This window comes from Enterococcus sp. DIV0210g, from assembly GCF_050559705.1.
Lineage (GTDB): Bacteria > Bacillota > Bacilli > Lactobacillales > Enterococcaceae > Enterococcus_B > Enterococcus_B faecalis_A.
Genome location: NZ_CP187903.1, coordinates 2,370,001 through 2,396,873, shown reverse-complemented (window position 1 = coordinate 2,396,873; position 26,873 = coordinate 2,370,001). Strand labels below are relative to the sequence as shown.

Below are 26,873 nucleotides of genomic sequence, written 5' to 3'. Positions count from 1 at the left end.
CCATGTTTAAAAAAGAGATGATGAAATACTACCTGCCAGCGATCCTGTTTTTCTGTATGTTGCTGGACAGCCATTTGACCCGCTTTCTTCAAAGCGTGGCAAATGGTGCGTATGTCCCTAATGCTCATTTTTTGATTCTGATCTTGCTGTGCAGCAGTTTGACTTTTTCTAAGCGTTATCTGCTGACTGCAACAATCATCTTGGGCATCGTATTCGACATGTATTATATCGGTGTTGTAGGGATCTATGCAGTCGCGCTGCCGTTGACTGTGCTTCTGATGTACGGTTTGAGTCACGTGATCCATACCAATGTCTTTACTGAATTTTTCAGCATGATCATTTTTGTCACTGGTTTTGAATTGTTTACGTTGAGTATCCAGCTGATTTTCAGATTAGTCACAGTCAACACGACATACTTTATTACACAATTTTTAGGACCAACATTGTTGCTGAATATGATCATCTTTGCTCTGTTCATCTTTCCATTCAAGAAAATATTTGCAGATAAAGGCAGCAATCAATAATCGATTTTAAAAACCCCTAAAACAGATACCGATGTTTTAGGGGGCTTTTTTTCTTTGTTATTTGCTGCTCTAAAGCAAAGCAGCTTTTTTTGTGAGGGAATTTTTACACCCAGAAAGTCAGCGTTTTCTCAATTGTGATAAGAAGTTCCAGTGTTTTTGGATACTAGAAAAAACAAGAGAGCAGAAACGTTGAAGTATCAAAAAAGTAAACACTTGCAGGAGAAAAAGCGAAAACGAACAATTTTGTCATTTTAAAACTTCTCTTTGAAACATTTTTGTAACATAACTATTATCTCACTGACATACTGCTATGGTACAATTTTTGTATCGTTAAGAAAGACTTAAATATTTTTAGGTATTTATTAAATTATTAAACTAAGCCAGTCGGAGGAATGAAGAGTGAAAAAGAGTTTATTATCAGCAGTAATGGTATGTTCAATGACATTGACTGCAGTAGCATCACCGATCGCTGCCGCGGCAGAAGATTTTGATTCTCAGATTCAGGAGCAGGATGCTAAAATCGCAGACTTGCAAAACCAACAAGCAGATGCACAAGCACAAATCGATGCATTGGAAAGCCAAGTAGCAGACATCAACACACAAGCACAAGACTTGTTGAACAAACAAGCTTCATTACGTGACGAATCTGCTAAATTAGAAAAAGATATCGCAGACTTGCAAGAACGTATCGAAAAACGTGAAGATACAATCAAAAAACAAGCCCGTGACGCACAAGTGCAACAAACAAGCTCAAACTACGTTGACGCTGTGTTGAATGCTGATTCTTTTGCTGATGCTGTTGGTCGCGTACAAGCGATGACAACAATGGTTAGAGCAAACAATGAATTGATCAATCAACAAAAAGCTGATAAAAAAGCTGTTGAAGACAAAAAAGCTGAAAACGAAGCGAAATTGCAAGAAATTGCTTCAAACCAAGCTGTTTTGGAATCACAAAAAGGCGACTTGCTTTCTAAACAAGCAGACTTGAATGTTGCGAAAGCTTCATTAGCTGCGGAACAAGCAACAGCTGAAGACAAAAAAGCTGAATTGAACCGTAAGAAAGAAGAAGCAGAAGCTGAACAAGCACGTATCCGTGAAGAACAACGTTTAGCTGAAGTAGCTCGTCAACAAGCTGCACAACAACAAGCTGAAGAAGAAGCTCGTCAACAAGCAGAAGCGGAAGCAGCTGCACAACAACAGCAACAAACTCAAGCTTCATCATCTGAAACTGTTCAAGAATCAACTGTTTCAACAGAAGCTTCAAGCAGCCAAAGCGAAGCAGCAACTTCAGAATCAACAGCAGCATCTGATTCTGCAAGCTCAGAATCAACAACAAATTCTGAAACAGCTTCATCAGAAACAACAACAAGTTCAGAATCTACACCATCAACTGAAGAGTCTTCAACTGCTGATACATCATCAACAGGTGAAACAAGTACACAACCATCAACTGACAATACATCAAATGGTGGCACTAGCTCTTCAGACAATGGTTCAACAAGTACAGATACAAATAACACACCAGACAATGGTGGAACAAGCAGTACAGATACTGGCGGAACAACAACTCCAACACAACCAGTAACACCGCCTGTAACTCCAGTAACTCCTCCAGCATCAAGCGTGAACGGAGCAGCTATCGTTGCTGAAGCACAAAAATACATTGGTGTACCTTATGTATGGGGCGGAAGAACGCCAAGCGGTTTTGACTGCTCAGGTCTAACACAATATGTATACAAACAAGTAACTGGCCGTGACATTGGTTCTTGGACAGTACCTCAAGAATCAGCAGGAACAAGAATCTCTGTTTCTCAAGCACAACCAGGAGACCTATTATTCTGGGGATCAGCTGGTGGAACTTACCACGTAGCAATCTCATTAGGCGGCGGACAATACATCCACGCTCCACGTCCTGGTCAAAACGTAACTATTGGTTCAACTCAGTGGTTCACACCTGACTTCGCGGTACGTGTACTATAATCTGTAACTAATAAAAGGACTTTATCACCAGCATCAAGTTGGCGGTAAGGTCCTTTTTTATCCACAAAAACAGCTAGACAAACCATGTTAGTAGATGGGATGTCTAGCTGTTTCTCTGTATAAATTCAAAATCCGCTAAAACATGGAAAGCAGTTTTAGCGGATTTTTCTTTAATGCTCGGAGCTAAGCGGTTCTTTCACAACCTCTATTTTTCAGTTAACTCCATAAACAACTGGATATCTTCAAGTACCATATCGATTCCTTTTTGCCAGAAGTCTGGGGTTGTCAAATCAATGCCTAAATGTTTTTGTGCTAATTCTTCTGTCGTCATAGAAGCTGTATCTCTTAATAATGAGATATATTCTTCCTCGAAACTTGTACCTTGCTGATTTGCATGGGCATAGATTCCTAGACTGAACAAGTAGCCGAAAGTATAAGGGAAGTTATAAAAAGGAACATCGTCAATGAAAAAGTGCAGTTTTGCTGCCCAGAAATGCGGGTGATAAGTAGCTAAAGCATCTTGATAACCTTCTTTTTGTGCGGCAACCATCATTTCAGTGATTTCTTCTTCTGCAACTAATCCTTTTTGTCTTGCTTGGTAAAAATCATTCTCAAAAATAAAGCGTGAATGGATATTCATGAACATTGCTAAGGCATTCTGAAGTTTTGTATCTAGTAAATTGATTTTTTCTTCAGGTGTTTCGGCTGCTTTCAATGTAGCATCTGCCACGATCAGTTCAGCAAAAGTACTTGCTGTTTCAGCGACATTCATTGCATATTCACGGTTAAGCGCCGGCAGATCCCACATAACGCTGCTGTGGAAAGCATGTCCTAATTCATGGGCCAAAGTAGCTACTTCATTGACAGAATTGCTGTAGGTCATGAAAATCCTTGATTCTTTTGTTTCGGGTAATTCAGTACAATAACCACCAGGGCGTTTGCCAGAACGATCTTCTGCTTCGATCCAACTTTTTTCAAACGCTTGTTGTGCAAAAGAAGCCATTTTTGGACTGAATTTTTCGAAATTTTCAATGATAAATGCAGCGGCTTCATCGAATGTAAAAGTTTTTTCTTTCAAATCGCCCAAAATAATTGGAGCATCTTGATCTTGCCATTCCATTTTTTCTTTACCAAATAAGTTGGCTTTCCGAGTAAGATAATCGACAAGCGGTTGTTTGTTTTTGGCAATCGTTGCCCACATGACATCGAGTGTTTCTTTTTTCAGACGATTGTATTCCAATGGCTTTTTCAAGTAATCTGTTACACCATGCAATTTGTAATCAGATAAACGGAAGCCGTCTAGATGGTTTAATGTGTCGGCGAATAATGGGGCTTTTTCTTCCCAGCATTTTTCCCATTCTTTGAATAGCGCTTCTCTGATTTCAGGATTCGGATCACCCATCATTTTATTGAAAGCTTGTCCAGCAGATAACTGGATAACTTCGCCATTTTCGTTCGTAAAAGGGATGGAGATGCTGGCAACGATGGTATCATAATGTGCGCTCCAAGCGTTTAGACCATCGAGAGATAAGGTATTGATGATTGTTTCTTCTGTTTCAGAAAGCAATTCATTTCCTTCGCGTCGGATTTCTTTTAAACGGAAGGCAACTGATGAAAAAACAGGATCAGCAAGAATCAGCTGCCATTTTTCGTCAGTGATTGCTGCAAGTTTCTTTGAAAAAATCGTTTCTGCTGCTTGGAAATCCGGAAGCATCGCGTACAATTTTCCAGAAGTGATTTTGGCTTGCGAGTCGTTGACATTGGCTGAAATCAATGCGGTGATAAAACTGTCGCATTGGGTAAATCCATCTGTAACAATGGCTTGTTTTTGTAAAATATCCGCAAGTGCTCCAGCTGGTTCGTTGTCCGTATCCAGTTGTGAAACTGCCTCGTGATAAGCGGCGATCTGTTCCTTTAACGCATGGATGCGCGTATGTAATTCCTGTGAGCTGCTGCCGCCTTTGAAAATCGATTCTAAATCCCAATTCAATGAATAGTGCATAAAATACCCCTTTCTTGTTGTTCGTTTAAATTTTAGTATAGCACAAGAAATACTTCCGTTAAACGATTGTTCTTTTGGATGAAAAAAGATACTATGTTAAAGAGGTGACAGAGAAAAATGTTGAAACAACAAATGAAAAACGGCAATTTTTATTTAATGATCGCTTTGGTGGTCATCGGGATTTTATTTTACAGCTCTTCCCAAACATATGCACAACAATCGCAAGTTTCACGGTTACAGACACTATTGGCTAATCAGCCATTTAAGGATAGTTTTGCAACTATCCATTTTATGTATGGAGATAGTACTGTCAGTATCCAAGAAATAGGGTACTTCAAGTTCGTAGAATTTTTCATCCGTAAAGCAGCGCATTTTGGGACCTATTTTGTTCTGGGCGGAAGTGTGTTCCTTGGCGTTTATCCTAAAATGAAAATCTGGTGGCTGACAGGGATTTTAGCTTGGTTTTCTGCCACAGGATACGCTGGGATGGACGAATTTCATCAGATGCTTACAGGCGGAAGAACACCGATGTTCCAAGATGTGATGCTTGATTCAATGGGTGCTTTGACAGCAGTTGTTCTTTGCTGGATAGTCTTGGCGTTTAAGAAAAACCGAAAATGAAGAAGAGAGCAGCAGCTTTCCGCTGCTGCTCGTTTTATTGCTATTACGCAAAAAAAGAACTATCTGATGTCAGATAGTTCTTTTTTTATTAGAAGACTAATACTGGTGTTCCTTTGTCGACTTTTTCAAAGAGTTCTTTCATTACGCTTGGCGGTGTATTCACACAACCGTGAGAGCCTCTTGTTTTCCATAAGTCGCCGCCATATTCAGGCTGCCAATCAGAATCATGGATCCCGATACCAGTCCAATCAATTGGTAACCAATAATCTACGGGGCTTTCATAAGGCGTTCCGTCATCATTTGTTCCGCGCAGAACAGCATTTTCTTCTTTGTTCCAAACATAAAAGACTCCAGTTGGTGTTGGAGTAGTTGGTTTTCCGGAAACGATATCTGTTTCTAGAACAACTTTTCCATCTTTATAGAACCACATATGCTGATTCTCTAAGTCAACTTCGATATACGTATCCTCGATCAATGCATGATCAGCAGTCGTGCTTCCTTGTACAAGCGGGGAACGTGTGAAGTCCTCTCCAGCTAAGATCGCTGTTTTCAGTGCTTCTGTTTCTGAGTCTGTTTGGATCGTCCAACTGTAAGTGCCAGCAGGGATCGTAACTTCGCCGCGTTTAGTACTTTTGAATTTTGAATCATTTGTACTAGTGTTATATTTTTCGCCGAGTGATGCGACGTATTCTCTTACTTTTGCAGTGTCTAAATCGATTTTTCCATCGGTGTAAATCAACCAGTCTGCGATTTTATCAGATGGTACTTGGAATGTTTCGCCATTGATAGAGTAAGTTGCTTTTACTTCTGCGACCTTATTGATATCTGCCAAATCTTTTTTCAATGCGGCATCGTCTGAAGTGACAGTCGGCTTTGTTTTGAATTTTGATAGATCAATCGTATTTTCTCCAGAAACAACGGCATTTTTTAATTCTTTGACCGCTGCGTCGACATCGATGGTATCGCCGGCGACTTCTGGTGTGATCACGAATTTATTGTTTTCTTTATTGATCGTTGCATTCGTTGTTTCTTTTCGGCCTTTATTCAAATCTGTTAATTCAGCTTTGAGTTGATCTGTCGTGGCTGTCAATTTTTCTTGATCGTCGCTTAATGGGTCGATTGTTTTGTTCTCGGAAGCTGACACATATTTTGTCACCCAAGACCACCCGTTTTGTTTTTCCAGCAAAGGTTTTAATTCTTCAGTGAAATCATCTTTATAACCAAGATCAGATTTTGCGATCTCTTTCCAGACTTCGCTATTTTCCTTGATGGCCAAAGTTTGCTTCGAGTAAGTCTCTTGTAACTTTTCATTTGCTTGTTCTACGGAAAGATTACTTACATCCGTTTCATTGATTTTTGTGTTAGGCAAGAAATGGTTCGTGTAATATGTACTTCTGAAAAAATAAACACTCATCAATACCAGCAGCACAGCTATACCTGCAATGACACTGTAACGGACCGTTTTCGAGTTTTTATGCTTTGCTGTTCTTGTCATATATTCGATATCACCTCAGATAATAAAATAGAGTATAACACACACATCATATCATAGTTTATTCAGAAAAACGAAATATAATTGCGGCTTATGAATTTTTTAAACGAAGGGAAATACTGAAATAGTAAGAGTATTTGTAGAAACAGACCTTGTAATACGTCAGTAATATCGTTATTTTTTATAGGTTGAAAGAGCATATGATAAGATGTTGCAGAAATAATAAATAGTTATTATATAAGAACTATACAAAAAAAGTTTTTTAAGTATTTGTAAGTCTGGTTATTGTGAATGAGCCAAAAATAATTCGCGGCAGACAAATAAAAAACCAGCAAAACATGAAAAGCTGTTTTGCTGGTTTCTTCGTTACTGCTCGTGGTTAAGCAGTTCATTCACGACCTCAAGTAAACGGTGTTCACAAAGCTGACCTTCGGCAATAAGCTTTGGTGATAAAAAATGTAAGAAGCCATTTTCTCTCACCAAAGAGTCTTATTGCTCAGGTCAAAGCGCTTTGTTCACGACCTCCGGTAAACGGTGTTCACAAATCTGACTCTCGGTATTAATTCAAAAATCCGCGAAACATGAAAAGCTGTTTCGCGGATTTCTTCATTAATACTCGAGTCAGAACGCTTTGTTCACGACCTCTTATTCAGCGTCTAATTGTGAGAACGCTTCGTCTAAGATATCTTGCAATTGTTTTGCAGATGCTGTCATACGGTCTTGTTCACCGTCTGTTAATGGGATTTCGATAACTTTTTGGATACCTTGGCGGTTAATAACTGCAGGTGCACCAATGTAGATATCGTTCAATCCGTATTCACCGTTCATATATACAGATAAAGGAAGTACAGCATTTTCGTCATCAAGGATAGCGCGAGTGATACGTGCTAGGGCAACAGCGATACCGTAGAATGTTGCACCTTTTTTCTCGATGATTGTGTAAGCTGCATCACGAACGCCGAAGAACAAGTTAACCATTGCTTCTTCATCGATTTCAGGGTTGTTTTTAACCCATTCATAAATTTGCAAGCCGGCAACGTTAGCGTGTGACCATACTGGGAATTCTGAATCTCCATGTTCACCTAAGATGTATGCATGGACGTTACGTGCATCAACGTCAACAAGTTCTGCCAATGCTTGACGGAAACGAGCTGAGTCAAGAGAAGTACCAGATCCGATAACGCGTTCTTTAGGGAAACCAGAGAATTTCCATGTTGAGTAAGTCAAGATATCGACTGGGTTAGCAGCAACTAAGAAGATACCATTGAATCCTGAGTCAACGATTTGTGTAACAACGTCGCGGTTGATTTTCAAGTTTTTGCTTACTAAGTCTAAACGTGTTTCACCTGGTTTTTGTGGTGCGCCAGCAGTGATAACAACTAAGTCAGCATCATGTGCGTCTTCGTAAGTAGCAGAGTAGATTTTTTTAGGAGAAGTGAATGCCAATGCGTGTGACAAGTCAATTGCGTCTCCTTCAGTTTTTGGTTTGTTAATATCTACAATACCCACTTCTTGAGCAATATTTTGAGTAACTAAAGCGAAAGCATAGCTAGAACCTACGGCACCGTCTCCAACAAGAATTACTTTTTGATGATCTTTTTTTTCTGCAGCTGCAGTCATGTGTATCAATCCTTCCATTGATTTGTTTTTCTCTTGCACATGCTACCATTTCTAAGGGGCCGTGTCACGCAATTTGACTAAAAAATATAACAGTTGCAACAGTTGTACTATGTGTAAAAGCTTACATGTGCGTTATTTCACTATTCTTGGAAAGTAATGATTTGATTAGGAATTTAAGGTATTTTTAATTTTTTACGATATATTTAAAAGACTCTTTTAGCCGAAACAGCTTTTTCTGTGTTATACTATTGCTAATGAAAATAAATAAAAAAGTGTATGCGACTGGACTGTCCTAATAGCTGTCCAGCCTTTTGTGTTGCACTTTAGAATATAGGTGAAAGAAAAATGAAAATGATCGTCGGCTTGGGTAATCCAGGAACGAAATATCAACAAACAAAACATAATGTCGGCTTCATGATCGTGGACCGATTAGCAGAAAAATACCAAACAGCCTTCAAAAAGAATACCTTTGAAGCAGAAGTGGCAGAATTTTTTGTCAATGGCGAAAAAATCATCTTAGTAAAACCACAGACATTTATGAATGAATCTGGGCGATCAGTCGGACCATTGATGACTTACTTTGGTATCTATCCAGAAGAACTGATTGTTGTCTATGATGATTTGGATTTAGCTGTCGGGAAATTACGTTTGCGTCAAAAAGGCAGTGCAGGCGGGCATAACGGAATGAAAAGTATTATTTCTCATTTAGGTACAAACGTTTTTGATCGTGTAAAAGTAGGGATCGGACGACCTGAAGGAAAACAGACCGTTGTGAACCATGTGCTGAGCGGATTCAGCAAAGAAAATCAGCCTTTGATCGAAGAAAGCATTGATCGCGCGGTCCAAGCCTTAGAAACAGTGATTGATGGCCATTCATTTATTGATACGATGAATCGATTCAACTAAGAAAGGAAGAATGACAGGATGGATATCGTTCAATTATTTGGACAAGAACCTCAGATAAAAGAATGGGTCAGCCATTTAGAAGAGCGAACGCCGCGTCAGTTGATCACAGGACTTGCAGGATCAGCGAAGACACTGCTGTTTGCTCATATATTTCAAAAATTCAATAAAAATTTGGTTATCCTCTTGCCAAATCTTTACTATGCAAATCAATTAGCAGAAGATTTATATCATGTGCTTCCGCCCGAACAAGTCCATTTGTTTCCTGTAGATGAAGTAATCTCTGCAGAAATGGCGTTTTCTTCGCCAGAAGTACGAGCAGGACGTGTCGCTACATTGAATGCGTTGTTAGGGGACGAGCCAGGGGTCTATTTGATTCCCACAGCTGCACTCCATAAACGTCTGCCGAAAAAACAAACTTGGGCAAATGCTCAGCTGAAATGGCAGATTGGCGACGAGCTGGACATTGAAGCTTTGATCAAAAAACTTGTCTTGATGGGATACGAACGCCAAGAAAAAGTAGCGAAACCAGGAGAATTCAGTATCAGAGGAAGTATCATCGATATTTATCCTTTGACAACAGAGTACCCTGTCCGTTTAGAACTGTTTGACGTGGAAATCGATTCGATTCGCTATTTCGAAGTCGATACACAACGTTCAGTAGAAACGATCCAAGAGGTAGTTGTTACCCCAATTACTGAACAAATCTACGATGAAGCAGATTTTGAACACGGATTGAAACGTTTGAGCGAATTATTGGAAAAACGTTTAGCTTCTACTAAAGAAGCAACAGATCAACGCTTTTTACAAGATTATTTTGGACAAATCACTTCAAGTTGGCAAGCAGGGCTTCCGACAGATGAAGCAAAATTCTACAGTGATCTTCTTTACGAAGAAACAACAACGATTTTCGATTATTTTTCAGAAGATACTTTATTGATGGTTGATGATTATCAGCGGATCATGGAAACAAATCGAGAAATCGAACGTGAAGGGGCAGAGTGGCAAGCGCAAAAAATTGCGGAACTGCGGGTATTTTCAGAACAAAAATTTGTAACAGACGTTCACAAACTCATCCAAAAATCAGAATTTATCACGACCTTTTTTGCACTTTTCCAAAAAGGAATGGGCAACCTGCGCTTTCAAGCAATCTATAATTTTCAATATCGTACGATGCAGCAGTTTTTCGGGCAAATGCCGTTGCTGAAAACAGAGATGGATCGCTGGCGTAAACAAAAACAAACAGTGATCGTCTATATTCCGACAAAAGACCGCATCAAGAAAGCGGAGCAGCTTTTTCGTGAAGAAGATATTTTAGCCGTTGAGACCAGCGCTGATGAATTGATTCCTGGCCAGGTCCAGTTAGTCGAAGGAGCGTTAGGTACAGGATTCGAGCTGCCGCAAGAAAAACTTGTAGTTATCACCGAAAAAGAGATTTTTCAAAAAACGACGAAAAAACGGACGCGCCGTCAGACAATTACAAATGCGGAACGCCTAAAAAGCTATAATGAATTAAAGCCAGGTGATTATGTCGTCCATGCCAACCATGGGATCGGGAAATATGTCGGGATGGAAACGCTAGAAGTCGATGGAGTCCATCAAGACTACATCTCCATCCTTTACCAAAATGAAGACAAATTATTCATCCCAGTTACACAGCTGAACTTAGTACAAAAATATGTTGCATCTGAATCCAAAGCACCTCGAATCAATAAACTTGGCGGCAGCGAATGGACGAAAACAAAACGAAAAGTCACATCGAAAATCGAAGACATCGCTGACGATTTGATCCGTTTGTATGCAGCGCGTGAAGCAGAAAAAGGCTATGCATTTGGCCCAGATGACGGGTATCAAAAAGAATTCGAGAATGCATTCCCTTATTCTGAAACAGACGACCAATTGCGGAGTGCTGCTGAAATCAAGCGAGACATGGAAAAAGAAAAACCAATGGATCGTTTGTTAGTAGGAGACGTAGGATATGGTAAAACAGAAGTAGCGTTGCGTGCGGCTTTTAAAGCAGTCAAAGAAAGCAAACAAGTGGCTTTTTTGGTGCCAACAACGATTTTAGCGCAGCAGCATTATGAAACGATGCTGGAACGATTTGAAGGATTTCCAATCAATATCGGGCTGCTAAGCCGATTCCGGACGAAAAAACAGCAAAATGAAACCATTGAACAAATACGAACGGGACAAGTCGATATCGTTGTCGGCACCCACCGAATTTTATCAAAAGACATCGAGTTCAGCGATCTTGGTTTGCTGATCATTGATGAAGAACAGCGCTTTGGTGTAAAACACAAAGAACGATTGAAACAATTACGTTCTCAAGTAGATGTACTGACATTGACAGCAACGCCGATTCCTCGGACATTGCACATGTCGATGCTTGGTGTACGTGATCTTTCAGTTATTGAAACGCCACCGGCAAACCGTTATCCTATCCAAACATATGTCATGGAAAAAAATCCAGGTGCAATCAAAGAAGCAATCCACAGAGAAATGGGCCGCGGCGGGCAAGCCTTCTATTTATATAACCGAGTAGAAACTATCGAACAAAAAGTAGAAGAACTGCAAGAATTAGTGCCGGAAGCAAGAATCGGTTATGCACATGGCCAAATGACAGAAGTCCAATTAGAAAATACATTGTTTGACTTTATTGAAGGACAATATGATGTCTTGGTCACAACAACGATTATCGAAACAGGGGTCGATATCCCGAATGCGAATACGTTGTTTGTTGAAAATGCCGATTATATGGGTCTTTCTACTTTATACCAATTACGTGGACGAGTAGGACGAAGTAATCGTGTGGCTTATGCGTACTTTATGTATGAACCGCAAAAAATCTTGAATGAAGTCAGCGAAAAGAGACTGCAAGCTATCAAAGATTTTACTGAATTAGGTTCTGGATTCAAAATCGCTATGCGAGACTTATCGATCCGAGGAGCCGGAAATCTTCTGGGTGCCCAACAGCATGGCTTTATCGATGCTGTCGGATTTGATATGTATTCGCAAATGCTGAGCGAAGCGGTGGCTAGAAAACAAGGAAAAAATACCCAAGAAAAAACGACAGTCGAAATCGACATGGGAATCAATGCTTATCTGCCAGATAGTTATGTATCCGATCAACGGCAAAAAATTGAAATCTACAAACGGATCCGAGAATTGGATTCACAGGAAATGTTTGATGAGCTTGAAGAAGATCTTCTGGACCGTTTTGGCGAATACCCAGAAGAAGTGGCGCATTTGCTGACAGTTGGTCAAATCAAGATGGACGGTGATCGTGCACTACTTGAAACGATTCGCAAACAGCAGCAGACATTGATCGTCACATTGAGCAAAGCAGGAACCAAACGTTATTCAGTTGAGCAGTTGTTTGAAGCATTGACAGCAACGAAATTAAAAGCTGGATTGGGTGTTGAAAAAGAGAAGATGGTCATCCGTCTGACAATCCCAAATACAATGGATACGGCTGTTTGGCTGCAAGAAATCCAAAGTTTTGTTAAAGCGCTGCGTGGATTAAAACGGCAAGCAGCATAGAAAGGGGTACGCTATTGAATCATAAAAATATGCGTCAAGTCATGCACGGTGCCTTAGTGCTGACTTTGGCCTCCTTGATTGCGAAAATCCTCAGTGCATTATATCGGATTCCGTTACAGAATCTGGTGGGCGACGAGGGATTCTATGTCTATCAGCAAGTTTATCCTATTTACGGTATTGCGATGACGCTTGCGTTGTCAGGCCTGCCTCAGTTTATCTCGAAGTATGTTGCAGAGAAAAAGACACCTTTGGAACAAAAAGATGCGTTAAAGCAAGTATATCCATATGTTTTTTGGACAGGGATCTGTCTGTGGTTAGGAACATGGCTGTTCAGCACAGAAATCGCAAGGCTGATGGGGGATGCGCAATTAGCACCGCTTGTCCAAATCGTCTCGTTCACTTTTTTACTAATGCCGGGGCTTTCGATTTATCGAGGAAATTTCCAAGGACGTTTTCTGGTCGAACCCACAGCAGTTTCTCAAGTCATTGAGCAGTTTGTACGGGTAGCGGTCATCGTTTTCAGTGCGATGGCGTTCCGAAAGTTTGGCTGGAGTGTTTATGAAACTGGGACTGCTGCAATGGGTGGGGCAGTCGTTGGTGGAGTTTTCGCTCTTGGCATTTTGAGATATTATGAAAAGAAGGTTTACGGCGAACGCTTGGAATTACGTTATCTTCCGAAGTGGGATGAATCGTCCAAACGATTCATCCATCGCTTTTTGGTCGAAGGCGGACTAATTTCGATTTACAGCGGTCTCTTGATTTTTTTCCAGCTGATTGATTCGTTTTTTGTTAAAAATGCCTTGCAATACTATGGTTTGACAGAACATGCGTCAAAAATCGCCAAAGGGGTCTATGACCGAGGGCAGCCCCTTGTTCAGTTAGGGTTAGTGATCGCTACAGCTTTGAGTGCAACCTTTTTGCCGATACTGACGAAATTTTTGATTAGAAAAGAACAGCATCAATTTGTTCAGACGGCAAAAATCTATCTGAGACTGACAACAGCACTTGCGCTGGCTGCTTCTACAGGTTTAGCGCTGCTGCTGCCTTATATCAACTATGCGTTGTTCAAAGACTACGCAGGAAATGGTACCTTAGCATTGTTTATCTTTTCTATTGCGCTGACAGCCGTTATCCAAGCTTATCAAAGTATTGCTCAGAGTAAAAATCGATTTCGTCCTTCGCTGAAAGCTGCTGGCTGGGGGATTTTGGCCAAACTGCTGCTGACTGCATGGTTGACGAGCTGGTTTGGCACTGCCGGAGCGAGTCTTTCTACTTTAGCAGGACTATTGGTTACATTGATTTTCTTGATTCGAGCAGAAACAAAACATATCACAAGGTTTTGGACAGAACGGAGATTTGGACGAAAACTCATTCTTTGCTTGATGACGATGGCTTTTGCGCTCATGGTCTATTACGGAGTTGTTGCGGTATTTGGCCCAGTCCAACATCGCTGGGAGGCGTTTGTACTTAGCGTATTTGGTGTTGGTGTCGGTGGAGCGACATTCATTTACATGATGATCCGGTTACAAGTATTTACGATCCGCGAATGGCTGATGATGCCGTTTGGGAAAAAAGTCCTGTCCTTCAATCTTAAAAAAAATCATAAGAAATGAGGAAATTTTATGCGTTTAGACAAATTTATGAAAATCTCGCGTATTATCAAAAGACGATCTGTTGCGAAAGAAGTAGCAGATAAAGGAAGAATCCAAGTCAACGGAAAACTTGCTAAATCTTCAAGCGATATAAAAGTCGGTGATACGCTGAAAATCCAATTCGGAAACAAAACATTAGAAGTCAAAGTCAAAGAACTGCATGAGTCAACGAAAAAAGAAGATGCAGAAAAAATGTATGAGATTCTTTCCGAAAAACGCAACGAAACAAACAACGATTAGATTAGACAAGAGTTAGTGATGTTGGTATAATGAGGAAGACAATCAAAAAAGATTGGAGCGGGGGAAATGTCGAAAAAAAGCAACAAAATCGCTGCGTTGGATACAGACTATGCAAAAAGAAAATATGCTGAGTTTCAAAAACAGCAAAAACAACTGATTTTTCGAAGACGTCGGCTAGCGGTGCTTTTTTTAGGTGCATTCATTATTTTCGCGATAATCGGTTTGCAGATTTTTCATGATGTACAGCGGATGAATAAGCTGAATGAATTGAAAGTCGAAGCAAAAACAGAACAATCAGATGTCCAGGCAAATGTTGCACAGCTGAAAGAAGATGTCGCATTGCTGAAAGACGAAGACTATGTTGCGAAACTTGCCCGCAGCCGTTTCTTTTACTCAAAAGAAGGCGAGCAAGTATACCCAGTGTTAGAATCTAACACGAATAACTCTGCTGATGAAGCTGAGAACACACAAGAAACGACAACGACTAGTTCTACAACTGCAAATTAAGCAGTAAAATATAAGGGGAATAATTAGGAGGAACATTTTTTTTATGTCAATCGAAGTAGGAGCAAAACTGCAAGGAAAAGTGTCAGGGATCACAAATTTTGGAGCGTTTATTGATTTAGGTTCTGGGAAAACTGGACTAGTCCATATCAGCGAAGTATCAAACGGCTTTGTCAAAGATATCCATGATGTATTAAGCGTGGGAGACGAAGTAACTGTATTAGTAACTTCTGTCGGAGATGACGGCAAGATCGGATTATCTATCCGCAAAGCACAACCACAACCGGAAACAACAGAGGAACCAAAGAAATTTCCTCGCAAAGATACAAGAGAACATCGTCCAGCACAAAAAAAGACCTTTTCACGCAGTCAGCCTGCTAACAAAAGCCAAGACTTCGATTCACTGATGAGTTCATTTTTGAAAGACAGTGATGACCGTTTATCTTCATTGAGAAGAAATACGGAAGGCAAACGCGGCGGCAGAGGCGGCCGTCGAGGCTAAGACGAAACAATCAGTCGATAAATAAGGAAGCATAAAGTTTCCAATTCATAAGCCGGAATTTACTGAAAAATTGAGAATCAATTTTCGTAAATTCCGGCTTCTTATTTTTAGTTGAATTTACAAGGAGTGCAAGTAGAGACGATGGATGAGATGTTCTATGAATTTGAAAAAAAGAATAATCATTGGGAACAAGAAACAGCTGTTTTAGCAGCAGTATCTGGCGGAGTCGACTCGGTTGTTCTGCTTGATTTGATGCAAAAAGTCCAGCAGAAAATCGGTTTTCGCTTAGGTGTTGCCCATGTGGATCATCAATTACGACCAGAGGCCAAAGAAGAAGCGGAATTTCTTAAAGTATATTGTGAGGAAAAGGGTATTTCTTTTCATTCAGTAGTCTGGGAAGAGCCTGCTGAAAAAGGTATCGAAACCGCAGCTCGAGCGTTCCGCTATCATTTTTTTGAAGACTGTATGGTACGATACGATTATTCTATTTTGTTGACGGCACACCACGGAGATGACCAAATCGAAACGATCTTGATGAAGCTGCTTCGGGGCGGGCGTCTAGACAGTTTTGCCGGTATCAAAAAGCAGCAGCCGTTTGCGAACGGGAATTTAGTCCGTCCGCTTTTGGATTTCAGCAAAGAACAGCTCTATGCATATGCCGAACAGCACCAGCTTCATTATTTTGAAGATGCAACCAATCAACTATTGGATGTCCAAAGAAATCGGCTTCGCCATTTAGTCGTGCCGCAGCTGAAAAAAGAAAATTCGCAGACAATGGCGCATTTCCAGCAGTTTTCTCAGCAAATCCAATGGTCAGAACAGCTGATCAAAAAGCAAATGACACAGTTCTTGTCTGAAAAAGTACAAAAAATCAACAATAGCTGGCAATGGAAAGAAGAAGACATCAAAAAAATGGAAGAAGGCGAACGCTACTTTTTTCTGCGGCATTTTTTTGATTCGATTTTTTCAGAAACACAAACACCGATCAAAGAACAGCAGCTCGCAGATATATTAAATCAGATGCAAGAAGAAAAAGCCCAATGGACGATCGTCATCGGCAATAGTTGGCAGCTGAAAAAAGAATATCAGACGTATTATTTGGTACAGGAAAAAGAAGAAACAGAAGAGAATGACAAGTATCCTCTTGAATTGAATAAAGGAATGTATTTGAATGGAGAGGAATGGGTCGGGCTTTTTGAATCAGGAAAAGAAGAGATTCCTCAAGCTGTCGGAAATTGGGAAACATTTAGACAAGATATCTGGCTGCCAAAAGATGAGATTTTCTTTTTAGAAAAACGTCAGCCGGGAGATCGAATCGCTTTGAGCGAGAAGTTGACGAAGAAAATCAGTCGCTATTTCATCGACAATAAAATACCCGATTCACAAAGAAAGCAAAGCTGGGTGCTTGTAAATAGCGAAAGAGTGATTTATAGTTTGATCCCATTTGCCTTTTCCTATTTGAGTATTCGCCAAGAAACTGATAAAATACACTACATACTTCTTTATAAATCTCAAAGGAAGAAACTGGAAGGAGAACCTGATGTTAGAAAAGGATATTGAAAGAGTTTTAATCACAAAAGAAGAGATACAGGCGCGTTGTGAAGAAATGGGCAAAGTACTGACTGAAGAATACCGCGACACAAATCCATTAGTTGTGGGTATTTTAAAAGGCGCTGTTCCTTTTATGGCAGATATCGTACGTTCAATCGACACTCACTTGGAACTTGACTTCATGGATGTTTCAAGTTACGGCAATGCAACAGTTTCTTCAGGTGAAGTGAAAATAGTCAAAGATTTGGACACGAACGTGGAAGGTCGCGACTTGCTGATTGTCGAAGATATCATCGACAGCGGACGTACACTTGCTTATCTTGTTGATCTTTTTAAATACCGTAAAGCAAAATCAGTGAAAATCGTGACACTGTTAGACAAACCAGAAGGACGTGTCGTAGATATCAAAGCAGATTACGTTGGTTTTGATGTCCCAAATGAATTTGTTGTTGGATATGGTCTGGATTATGCAGAAGCATACCGAAATCTTCCATACATCGGCATTCTAAAACCAAGCGTTTATCAGTCAAATTAGTGACAGTTCGCAATTAAGTTGTGTTACAATAGAATGGTCAGGATTGATAAAAGACTGCTCAATTTAAAATAACGCTTTGGGAGGGCAAAGATGAACAAAAAGAATAACGGCATGATGAAAAATGCTTTATATTACGTCCTCGTGATCTTAGCGATGGTAATGGTTGTTTATTTCATTTTTGGTAATAATGGCCAGCAATCGTCAGATATCGAGTACTCAAAATTCACAGAGCAATTAGAATCAGGCAAAATCAAAGAATTCAGCGTTCAACCTTCGAACGGGGTCTATAAGATCAGCGGTGAATATAAAGAACGCCAAACAGTAAGCAACAGCGGCGGACTATCTATCTTGGGTTCAACTGATGTGACAACTAGTCATTTCACAACAATTGTTTTACCAAATGATACGACGCTGAGCCAAGTAACTGACTTGGCAAAAGCAAACGACGTACAGACAACAGTCAAAGAAGAATCAAGCAGCGGCTTGTGGGTCTCTCTACTTCTTAGCTTCTTGCCAATCGTTGTCATCATTTTCTTCTTCTACATGATGATGGGACAACAAGGCGGCGGCGGTGGCGGCGGTGGCCGAGTGATGAACTTCGGCAAATCCAAAGCAAAAGAAGCAGATAAAAAAGCAAACCGTGTTCGTTTTTCAGACGTTGCCGGTGCAGAAGAAGAAAAACAAGAACTTGTCGAAGTGGTAGAATTCTTGAAAGACCCTCGACGATTCATTGAGTTAGGGGCCAGAATCCCAGCTGGGGTACTTTTAGAAGGACCTCCAGGGACAGGTAAAACTTTATTAGCAAAAGCAGTAGCAGGCGAAGCCGGTGTACCGTTCTATTCTATCTCCGGTTCTGATTTCGTGGAAATGTTCGTCGGTGTCGGTGCCAGCCGTGTCCGCGACTTGTTCGAAACAGCGAAGAAAAATGCGCCAGCCATCATCTTTATTGATGAAATCGATGCTGTCGGACGCCAGCGTGGTGCTGGTATGGGCGGCGGACATGATGAACGCGAACAAACATTGAACCAATTGTTGGTTGAGATGGATGGGTTTGACGGAAACGAAGGCGTGATCGTTATTGCGGCTACTAACCGTTCAGATGTTTTAGACCCAGCGCTTCTGCGTCCAGGACGTTTTGACAGACAGATCTTAGTTGGTCGTCCAGATGTCAAAGGTCGTGAAGCAATCTTGAAAGTTCACGCACGCAACAAACCATTAGCAGACGATGTAGACTTGAAAGTCGTTGCACAGCAAACACCAGGTTTTGCCGGTGCGGACTTAGAAAACGTATTGAACGAAGCTGCGTTAGTTGCAGCAAGAAGAAACAAAAAGAAAATCGATGCTTCCGATATCGATGAAGCAGAAGACCGCGTCATCGCTGGTCCTGCGAAGAAAGATCGCGTAATCAGCAAGAAAGAACGCGAAATGGTTGCTTACCATGAAGCTGGACATACAATCGTCGGTTTAGTATTGAGCCGTGCGCGTGTTGTTCACAAAGTAACGATCATCCCTCGCGGCCGCGCAGGCGGATACATGATCGCTTTACCAAAAGAAGACCAAATGCTGATGACAAAAGACGATATGTTCGAACAAATCGTCGGCTTGCTTGGTGGACGTACAGCAGAAGAAATCATCTTCAACGTTCAATCAACTGGTGCTTCAAATGACTTTGAACAAGCAACTGGGCTTGCTCGAAGCATGGTAACAGAATACGGAATGAGCGATAAATTAGGACCAGTACAATACGAAGGTAACCACCAAGTATTCGTCGGTCGTGATTATGGCCAAACAAAAGCTTATTCTGAACAAGTTGCTTTTGAGATCGACCAAGAAGTTCGCAAGATTTTGATGGATGCTCATAAAAAAGCACATGAAATCATCGAAGCACACCGCGAACAACATAAATTGATTGCTGAAAAACTTTTGGAATTCGAAACATTGGATGCCAAAGCAATCAAATCATTGTTTGAAACAGGCCAAATGCCTGCTGGTTCAGATTCTGAATATCCTAGCGAAAAAGAAGCGAGAACTTTTGAAGAAGCAAAACGTGCTTTGGAAGAAAAAGACGCTGAAAAACAAGTTCAGGAAAAACATGATTTTGAAGAAAGCAAAAAAGAATTAGGTGACGACGAATCAGAAGCAAAACATGATTCTAGTCATGATGAAGAAGAGAAATAATCTCTGAAGAGCAGGAAAACAAGAAACGGACAAAAGCCGACTTGTTTTCCTGTTTTTTTTATTTCTTAAAAAATGGTTCCGAAAGTTGAAAAAAAAGTATGTTACTAGTATGATTCACTAATGAGTTGAATTTCCCAAAAAGGAGTACATAAAATGAAAGATTATTTAGTCAAAGCATTAGCGCACAATGGGTATGTCCGTGCATATGCTGTACAAGCAACTGAAACTGTTGCGGAGGCACAACGCCGCCACGATACTTGGAACACTTCGTCTGCTGCGTTAGGACGCACATTAATAGGAACTTTGTTGTTAGGTTCTACATTAAAAGGTGACGACAAGCTGACTGTTCGTATCCAAGGAGATGGTCCTGCTGGAGGAATCGTAGCAGACGCTAATGGAAAAGGCGAAGTCAAAGGATACATCAAAAATCCGCATTTGAGTTTGCCTCTTAACCCCCAAGGAAAACTTGATGTCCGCGGTGCAGTCGGTACAAGCGGGATGTTTACCGTAACAAAAGACTTAGGATTGAAAGAACCATTTTCTGGACAATCTCCAATCGTTTCAGGAGAACTTGGCGAAGACTTTACTTATTATCTAGCTGTTTCAGAACAAATCCCTTCAGCTGTTGGTCTAAGTGTATTGGTCAATACCGACGATACAATCAAAACAGCGGGCGGTTTTATGATCCAAATCATGCCGGGTGCAGATGAAGAAACAATCACAAAAATCGAAGAACAATTAAAAGAAACACCGCGCGTTTCTTCTTTGCTAGATGAAGGACAAACACCAGAAGAAATTTTAAAAGGACTTTTAGGCACAGATGAATTAACGATTTTAGAAAAAATGCCTGTCCAATTCAAATGCGACTGCTCAAAAGAAAAATTTTCTGAAGCAATCATTGCCTTGGGTGCAGAAGAAATCCAAGCAATCATCGATGAAGACCATGGTGCGGAAGCTGTATGTGCTTTTTGCAATAACAAATATCAATACAATGAAGAAGACTTGCTTGAATTGAAAAAAGAAGCATTAGGAGGAATCTAATTGGAACATACATGGAAAATCGGGGATGTAGAAATACCAAATCGTGTCGTTGTTGCACCAATGGCAGGTATCAGTAATTCTGCTTTCCGAGTGACAGTAAAAGAATTTGGTGCAGGACTTGTTGTCTGTGAAATGATCAGCGACCAAGGAATCCACTACCGAAACAAGAAAACATTGGAAATGCTGTATATTGACGAAACCGAGCATCCATTAAGTTTGCAGATTTTTGGCGGAAATAAAGATACGTTAGTTGAAGCTGCACAATTTGTTCAAGAAAATACGAAAGCAGACATCATCGATATCAATATGGGCTGTCCTGTAAATAAAGTAATCAAAGCAGAAGCTGGTGCTAAATGGTTGCTGGATCCTGATAAAGTTTACGAAATGGTGCATGCTGTATCCTCAGCAGTAGATATTCCTGTCACAGTAAAAATGCGTATCGGCTGGGATGACCAACATGTTTTCGCTGTCCAAAATGCATTAGCTGCTGAATCAGCAGGCGCAAAAGCCATTGCCATGCACGGCCGAACAAGAGTCCAAATGTATGAAGGAAAAGCGGACTGGGATGTATTAAAAGAAGTCAAAAGCCATTTGACGATCCCGTTCATGGGGAATGGTGATGTCAAAACACCGGAAGATGCAAAACGTATGCTGGAATATGTAGGAGCTGACGGTGTAATGATCGGCCGCGCTGCTTTAGGAAATCCTTGGATGATCCACCGTACACAACATTATTTGGAAACAGGCGAATTGATACCAGAACCAACACCGCGTGAAAAAATGGATACAGCAAAAGTCCACTTGCAACGTTTGATCGACTTAAAAGGGGAAGTTGTTGCCTGCCGTGAATTCAGAACACATGCTTCTTATTATCTAAAAGGTATTCCCCGTGCAGCAAAAGTAAAAGTAGCCATCAACCAATCAGAATCTCAACAAGAAATCATTGATTTGATGGATGCTTTTTTAGAAAAAAGTGAGAAAACAATCGCAAGAGCTTAGTGCGAAAATAAATGATGAATAACCAGTGAGACAACAGTTTTTTCTGCAAAGTCCCATAAAAAAGAAGCGGGCTAGACAAAAATCACAACGATTTTTGTTACAGCCCCTTGCTTTTTTTGTGTTTCATTGGCATTATAAGGAAGAGAGAAACAAGGAGAATGGAGGAACTTTTGTGACAGAAGAACAACAACAGCAAGTAGAAGATTTAAATGATCAAATGCTTGTTCGTCGACAAAAAATGGAACAATTGAGAGAAAATGGGATCGATCCTTTTGGTAAACGATTTGAACGCACACATCACTCTGCAGAATTGCATGAATTATTTGATGCGCGTACAAAAGATGAATTAGCTGAAATGAACTTAACTGCTAGTGTCGCAGGACGTATGATGACACGCCGCGGAAAAGGAAAAGCTGGTTTTGCGCATTTACAAGACCGCGAAGGACAAATCCAGATTTATGTGAGAAAAGATCAAGTAGGCGAAGAAGCCTATGAAGTATTCAAACACGCAGACTTAGGTGACTTCTTTGGTGTAACTGGACATATCATGAAAACAGATACTGGTGAAGTTTCTATCAAAGCGACAGAATTCACGATCTTATCTAAAGCATTACGTCCATTACCAGATAAATACCATGGTTTGACAAATGTTGAACAACGCTACAGACAAAGATACTTAGATTTGATCAGTAACCGCGAAAGTTTCGACCGCTTCATGAAACGCAGCCAAATCATCAGCGAAATCCGTCGTTATTTAGATGGACATGGATACATCGAAGTAGAAACACCTGTACTACACAACGAAGCTGGAGGAGCTGCTGCGCGTCCATTTACAACTCACCATAATGCGTTAGATATGGATCTTTATTTGCGTATTGCATTAGAGCTTCACTTGAAACGTTTGGTTGTCGGCGGAATGGAAAAAGTTTACGAAATCGGCCGTGTCTTCCGAAATGAAGGAATCGATACAACACATAACCCAGAATTCACGATGCTGGAAGCTTATACAGCTTACACAGATTATCAAGATGTAATGAACTTGACTGAAGGAATCATCCGCAACGCTGCTGAAAAAGTATTAGGTTCAGCTGTGATCTCTTATGATGGACAAACTATCGACTTGGAAAGCGACTTTAAACGTATCCATATGGTCGATGCTGTCAAAGAACAAACAGGTGTTGATTTCTGGCAAGAGATGTCAGTAGAAGAAGCACGTGCGTTAGCAAAAGAACACAATGTTGAAATCACTGATGCAATGGAAGTAGGACATATCATCAATGAATTCTTCGAAACATTTGTAGAAGAAACATTGCAGCAGCCGACATTCGTTTACGGTCATCCAGTAGAAGTTTCTCCATTAGCGAAGAAAAATCCAAAAGATGAACGCTTTACTGATCGTTTTGAATTGTTTATCGTAGGGCGCGAATTCGCAAATGCCTTTACAGAATTAAATGATCCAATCGATCAAAGAGAACGTTTTGAAGCACAAGAAAAAGAACGTGAGCAAGGAAACGATGAAGCGCACGGTGTAGATGAAGACTTCCTAGAAGCACTAGAATATGGTATGCCGCCGACTGGTGGATTAGGAATCGGTATCGACAGATTGGTAATGCTTCTAACAGATGTACAATCAATCCGTGACGTACTATTATTCCCAACAATGCGCTAAAATTCCTTTTAAAAAGAGAATATTTAGCTTATAAATAGAAAAGACCTTGGCTATCCTATACAAATAGCCAAGGTCTTTTCTAACATTTGGCGAAAAATGCAACGAATATTTGTAAAAAAGAAAACGCACTATCAATGGACAAGGAAAATATAAACGAACGAAAAGGACGTAAAAAATAGAAATGATCGGATAATGAAAAAAAGCCGAAAATATGCAAGAAATTCGTTGACCAATGCTTATTTAGTTGGTATATTATTATTTGTTCACGAGGACAGAAGTTAAAAACTCGCGAACGAAAAAAAGTTTTAAAAAAGTTGTTGACGAGTTGTTCTTAACATGATAGAATAACGAAGTCGCTTAAATAAGAAGTTGGTTTTTCGTTGATACATCAATAAAAAACTTGAAAAAACTTCTTGACAAATAACAACTGATAAGTTATTATAAATGAGTTGCTAAAAGCACTTCGCGAAACAAGCGAAAAAAACTTTTTGGAAAAAGTGTTGACATCGAAGTCGATGTTTGCTAAGATATAAAAGTTGCTACGGCAATTCAAGTAGACCTTTGAAAACTGAACAAAGTAAGACGAACCAAATGTGTAGGGCGTTCTTGATTCGATCAAGAACAACAAACATTTTTAAAAGCAAGCAATATGCTAGCAAACAATTTTTGAGCTTAACAATCGCAAGATTGTTTCGAACTTTTTATGAGAGTTTGATCCTGGCTCAGGACGAACGCTGGCGGCGTGCCTAATACATGCAAGTCGTACGCTTTTTCTTTCACCGAAGCTTGCTTCACCGAAAGAAAAAGAGTGGCGAACGGGTGAGTAACACGTGGGTAACCTGCCCATCAGAAGGGGATAACACTTGGAAACAGGTGCTAATACCGTATAACAATCAGAAACGCATGTTTCCGATTTGAAAGGCGCTTTCGGGTGTCGCTGATGGATGGACCCGCGGTGCATTAGCTAGTTGGTGAGGTAACGGCTCACCAAGGCAACGATGCATAGCCGACCTGAGAGGGTGATCGGCCACACTGGGACTGAGACACGGCCCAGACTCCTACGGGAGGCAGCAGTAGGGAATCTTCGGCAATGGACGAAAGTCTGACCGAGCAACGCCGCGTGAGTGAAGAAGGTTTTCGGATCGTAAAACTCTGTTGTTAGAGAAGAACAAGGATGAGAGTAACTGTTCATCCCTTGACGGTATCTAACCAGAAAGCCACGGCTAACTACGTGCCAGCAGCCGCGGTAATACGTAGGTGGCAAGCGTTGTCCGGATTTATTGGGCGTAAAGCGAGCGCAGGCGGTTTCTTAAGTCTGATGTGAAAGCCCCCGGCTCAACCGGGGAGGGTCATTGGAAACTGGGAGACTTGAGTGCAGAAGAGGAGAGTGGAATTCCATGTGTAGCGGTGAAATGCGTAGATATATGGAGGAACACCAGTGGCGAAGGCGGCTCTCTGGTCTGTAACTGACGCTGAGGCTCGAAAGCGTGGGGAGCAAACAGGATTAGATACCCTGGTAGTCCACGCCGTAAACGATGAGTGCTAAGTGTTGGAGGGTTTCCGCCCTTCAGTGCTGCAGCCAACGCATTAAGCACTCCGCCTGGGGAGTACGACCGCAAGGTTGAAACTCAAAGGAATTGACGGGGGCCCGCACAAGCGGTGGAGCATGTGGTTTAATTCGAAGCAACGCGAAGAACCTTACCAGGTCTTGACATCCTTTGACCACTCTAGAGATAGAGCTTCCCCTTCGGGGGCAAAGTGACAGGTGGTGCATGGTTGTCGTCAGCTCGTGTCGTGAGATGTTGGGTTAAGTCCCGCAACGAGCGCAACCCTTATTGTTAGTTGCCATCATTTAGTTGGGCACTCTAGCAAGACTGCCGGTGACAAACCGGAGGAAGGTGGGGATGACGTCAAATCATCATGCCCCTTATGACCTGGGCTACACACGTGCTACAATGGGAAGTACAACGAGTTGCGAAGTCGCAAGGCTAAGCGAATCTCTTAAAGCTTCTCTCAGTTCGGATTGTAGGCTGCAACTCGCCTACATGAAGCCGGAATCGCTAGTAATCGCGGATCAGCACGCCGCGGTGAATACGTTCCCGGGCCTTGTACACACCGCCCGTCACACCACGAGAGTTTGTAACACCCGAAGTCGGTGAGGTAACCTTTTGGAGCCAGCCGCCTAAGGTGGGATAGATGATTGGGGTGAAGTCGTAACAAGGTAGCCGTATCGGAAGGTGCGGCTGGATCACCTCCTTTCTAAGGAATATTACGGAGACTACACATTCGTCGATACTTTGTTCAGTTTTGAGAGGTTTACTCTCAAACGTTTGCTCATTGAAAACTGGATATTGAAGTAAAAATTGTAACAAAACCGAGAACACCGCGTTGAATGAGTTTTTTAATAAGTTCAATTGCTTATTTTCTTGATCCGTCTTCTATCGCTAGAAGTAACGATCAAAACCCAACCGCAAGGTTGATTAAGGTTAAGTGAATAAGGGCGCACGGTGGATGCCTTGGCACTAGGAGCCGATGAAGGACGGGACTAACACCGATATGCTTTGGGGAGCTGTACGTAAGCTTTGATCCAGAGATTTCCGAATGGGGGAACCCAACATCTTTTATAGGATGTTACGTTTGCGTGAATACATAGCGCATTCGAGGTAGACGCAGAGAACTGAAACATCTAAGTACCTGCAGGAAGAGAAAGAAAATTCGATTCCCTGAGTAGCGGCGAGCGAAACGGGAAAAGCCCAAACCAGCAAGCTTGCTTGCTGGGGTTGTAGGACTCCGATATGGTAGTTTTTTCAGATAGTCGAATGACTTGGAAAAGTCAGTCAAAGAGGGTGAAAGCCCCGTAGACAAAATTTGGAAAGCACCTAGGAGGATCCTGAGTACGGCGGAACACGAGGAATTCCGTCGGAATCCGGGAGGACCATCTCCCAAGGCTAAATACTCCCTAGTGACCGATAGTGAACCAGTACCGTGAGGGAAAGGTGAAAAGCACCCCGGAAGGGGAGTGAAATAGAACCTGAAACCGTGTGCCTACAACAAGTCAAAGCCCGTTAATGGGTGATGGCGTGCCTTTTGTAGAATGAACCGGCGAGTTACGATTGCATGCGAGGTTAAGTTGAAGAGACGGAGCCGCAGCGAAAGCGAGTCTGAATAGGGCGATTGAGTATGTAGTCGTAGACCCGAAACCATGTGATCTACCCATGTCCAGGTTGAAGGTGCGGTAAAACGCACTGGAGGACCGAACCCACGTACGTTGAAAAGTGCGGGGATGAGGTGTGGGTAGCGGAGAAATTCCAAACGAACTT

18 protein-coding genes and 2 rRNA genes (1 of these 20 running past the window's edge) are annotated in these 26,873 nt (G+C 41.3%); 17 read left to right on the top strand and 3 right to left on the bottom strand.

What is annotated here, in order from left to right; genetic code table 11:
- Positions 1-2: 2 nt before the first annotated feature.
- Both mreD and IGI64_RS11485 read left to right on the top strand, forming a co-directional pair.
- The gene (gene mreD / locus IGI64_RS11490) at positions 3-524 is read left to right on the top strand and encodes a rod shape-determining protein MreD (protein ID WP_429940615.1); all 522 of its coding nucleotides are present in this window, start codon (positions 3-5) and stop codon (positions 522-524) included.
- 399 nt (positions 525-923) lie between these two features.
- The gene (locus IGI64_RS11485) at positions 924-2,504 is read left to right on the top strand and encodes an NlpC/P60 family protein (RefSeq protein ID WP_429940614.1); all 1,581 of its coding nucleotides are present in this window, start codon (positions 924-926) and stop codon (positions 2,502-2,504) included.
- A gap of 205 nt (positions 2,505-2,709) precedes the next feature.
- Here the strand turns inward: IGI64_RS11485 and IGI64_RS11480 are convergent, their stop codons facing one another.
- Complete coding sequence (locus tag IGI64_RS11480; protein ID WP_429940613.1) at positions 2,710-4,506, bottom strand: M3 family oligoendopeptidase; 1,797 nt, start codon at positions 4,504-4,506, stop codon at positions 2,710-2,712.
- 117 nt (positions 4,507-4,623) lie between these two features.
- Here IGI64_RS11480 and IGI64_RS11475 point away from each other — a divergent pair, with 117 nt between their 5' ends.
- Complete coding sequence (locus tag IGI64_RS11475; protein ID WP_429940612.1) at positions 4,624-5,127, top strand: VanZ family protein; 504 nt, start codon at positions 4,624-4,626, stop codon at positions 5,125-5,127.
- Positions 5,128-5,215: 88 nt separating this feature from the next.
- On the opposite strand, the gene IGI64_RS11470 is transcribed toward IGI64_RS11475, so the two are convergent.
- Together IGI64_RS11470 and IGI64_RS11465 are read right to left on the bottom strand one after the other, a co-directional pair.
- Entirely contained in the window at positions 5,216-6,622 is a 1,407-nt protein-coding gene (locus tag IGI64_RS11470) for a L,D-transpeptidase family protein (protein ID WP_016624291.1), read from the bottom strand.
- 642 nt (positions 6,623-7,264) lie between these two features.
- Positions 7,265-8,239 (bottom strand): L-lactate dehydrogenase, encoded by a 975-nt coding sequence (locus IGI64_RS11465; protein ID WP_034862300.1) that lies wholly within the window; start codon positions 8,237-8,239, stop codon positions 7,265-7,267.
- 345 nt (positions 8,240-8,584) lie between these two features.
- Between IGI64_RS11465 and pth the strand changes: the two genes are divergently transcribed.
- From pth to IGI64_RS11395, 14 genes are all read left to right on the top strand, one after another.
- Positions 8,585-9,145, top strand: coding sequence for an aminoacyl-tRNA hydrolase (gene pth, locus IGI64_RS11460; protein ID WP_429940611.1), 561 nt, complete (start codon positions 8,585-8,587; stop codon positions 9,143-9,145).
- Between the two features lie 18 nt (positions 9,146-9,163).
- Positions 9,164-12,682, top strand: coding sequence for a transcription-repair coupling factor (gene mfd, locus IGI64_RS11455; protein WP_016624287.1), 3,519 nt, complete (start codon positions 9,164-9,166; stop codon positions 12,680-12,682).
- A 14-nt stretch (positions 12,683-12,696) separates the two neighbouring features.
- The gene (locus IGI64_RS11450) at positions 12,697-14,295 is read left to right on the top strand and encodes a putative polysaccharide biosynthesis protein (protein WP_429940610.1); all 1,599 of its coding nucleotides are present in this window, start codon (positions 12,697-12,699) and stop codon (positions 14,293-14,295) included.
- A gap of 9 nt (positions 14,296-14,304) precedes the next feature.
- Positions 14,305-14,574: an RNA-binding S4 domain-containing protein gene (locus tag IGI64_RS11445; protein WP_429940609.1), complete on the top strand. Its 270-nt coding sequence runs from the start codon at positions 14,305-14,307 to the stop codon at positions 14,572-14,574.
- Positions 14,575-14,640: 66 nt separating this feature from the next.
- The gene (locus IGI64_RS11440; protein WP_016624284.1) at positions 14,641-15,081 is read left to right on the top strand and encodes an FtsB family cell division protein; all 441 of its coding nucleotides are present in this window, start codon (positions 14,641-14,643) and stop codon (positions 15,079-15,081) included.
- A gap of 43 nt (positions 15,082-15,124) precedes the next feature.
- Positions 15,125-15,580: a S1 domain-containing RNA-binding protein gene (locus IGI64_RS11435; RefSeq protein WP_016624283.1), complete on the top strand. Its 456-nt coding sequence runs from the start codon at positions 15,125-15,127 to the stop codon at positions 15,578-15,580.
- Between the two features lie 141 nt (positions 15,581-15,721).
- Positions 15,722-17,140, top strand: a complete 1,419-nt coding sequence (gene tilS, locus IGI64_RS11430) for a tRNA lysidine(34) synthetase TilS (protein ID WP_429940608.1) — start codon at positions 15,722-15,724, stop codon at positions 17,138-17,140.
- The gene (gene hpt, locus IGI64_RS11425; protein WP_429940607.1) at positions 17,121-17,666 is read left to right on the top strand and encodes a hypoxanthine phosphoribosyltransferase; all 546 of its coding nucleotides are present in this window, start codon (positions 17,121-17,123) and stop codon (positions 17,664-17,666) included. Before tilS ends, hpt begins: the two co-directional genes overlap by 20 nt.
- A 90-nt stretch (positions 17,667-17,756) precedes the next feature.
- Complete coding sequence (gene ftsH, locus IGI64_RS11420; RefSeq protein WP_016624280.1) at positions 17,757-19,844, top strand: ATP-dependent zinc metalloprotease FtsH; 2,088 nt, start codon at positions 17,757-17,759, stop codon at positions 19,842-19,844.
- A gap of 153 nt (positions 19,845-19,997) precedes the next feature.
- Positions 19,998-20,885, top strand: coding sequence for an Hsp33 family molecular chaperone HslO (hslO, locus tag IGI64_RS11415; protein WP_429940606.1), 888 nt, complete (start codon positions 19,998-20,000; stop codon positions 20,883-20,885).
- The gene (gene dusB, locus IGI64_RS11410) at positions 20,886-21,884 is read left to right on the top strand and encodes a tRNA dihydrouridine synthase DusB (RefSeq protein ID WP_429940605.1); all 999 of its coding nucleotides are present in this window, start codon (positions 20,886-20,888) and stop codon (positions 21,882-21,884) included.
- Positions 21,885-22,056: 172 nt separating this feature from the next.
- Positions 22,057-23,553 (top strand): lysine--tRNA ligase, encoded by a 1,497-nt coding sequence (lysS, locus tag IGI64_RS11405; RefSeq protein WP_034862190.1) that lies wholly within the window; start codon positions 22,057-22,059, stop codon positions 23,551-23,553.
- A 699-nt stretch (positions 23,554-24,252) separates the two neighbouring features.
- Positions 24,253-25,812, top strand: a 16S ribosomal RNA gene (locus IGI64_RS11400).
- 225 nt (positions 25,813-26,037) lie between these two features.
- Positions 26,038-26,873 (top strand): 23S ribosomal RNA (locus tag IGI64_RS11395) (it continues 2,078 nt past the right edge of the window).
- Together the 16S and 23S rRNA genes form the textbook arrangement of a ribosomal RNA operon.